At 59.8% G+C, this 671-nt stretch carries 1 pseudogene; it reads right to left on the minus strand.

The features are described 5' to 3' along the window. Positions 1 to 625, minus strand: a pseudogene (locus LC066_RS21385) (IS5 family transposase); the annotation flags it as partial. Positions 626 to 671 lie beyond the last annotated feature (46 nt).

The following is a 671-nucleotide window of genomic DNA, read 5'->3' on the forward strand; positions in this document are numbered from 1 at the left end:
TTGTAGCGGCGCTTGTCGTATTTGACCGCATTGTTCCGCTGTTTCCGGCCAGGGATGCAGGCGCGTATCCCTTTGTCTTTCAACGCTTCCCTGAACCAGTCGGCGTCATATCCGCGGTCCCCGAGCAGCCAGTCGACATCCGGCAGGCTGCTGAGCAGTGCCCGCGCGCCGATGTAATCGCTGACCTGACCGGCGGTGACGAAGAGGTTGATAGGTCGGCCCTGGCTGTCGCAGATGGCATGGAGTTTGGTGTTCATGCCGCCCTTGGTGCGGCCAATCAGGCGTCCACGCCCCCCTTTTTGACGCCCAAACTGGTCGCGGTACGGTGAGGCTTCAGGTAGGTGGCGTCGATCATCACAGTCTTTTCTTCACCGTGCTCGGCAGCCAGACCGGCCATCATCAGGGCGAAGATACCCTTGTCGCTCCACCGCTTCCAACGGTTGTACAGCGTCTTATGCGGCCCATAGGCAGCGGGGGCATCGCGCCACCGCAAGCCATTGCGATTGATGAAGATAATGCCGCTCAACACACGCCGATCATCAACGCGTGGCTTGCCATGGGACTTCGGAAAGTAGGGCTCAAGACGCGCCATCTGCACGTCGGTCAGCCAGAAAAGGTCAGACATGTCACCGCTCGTTTTTCGAGCCGTGAATCACGCCAACCTGCGGAAA

The sequence above is a fragment of the Pseudooceanicola marinus genome (genome assembly GCF_020177265.1).
Taxonomy (GTDB): domain Bacteria; phylum Pseudomonadota; class Alphaproteobacteria; order Rhodobacterales; family Rhodobacteraceae; genus Pseudooceanicola; species Pseudooceanicola marinus_A.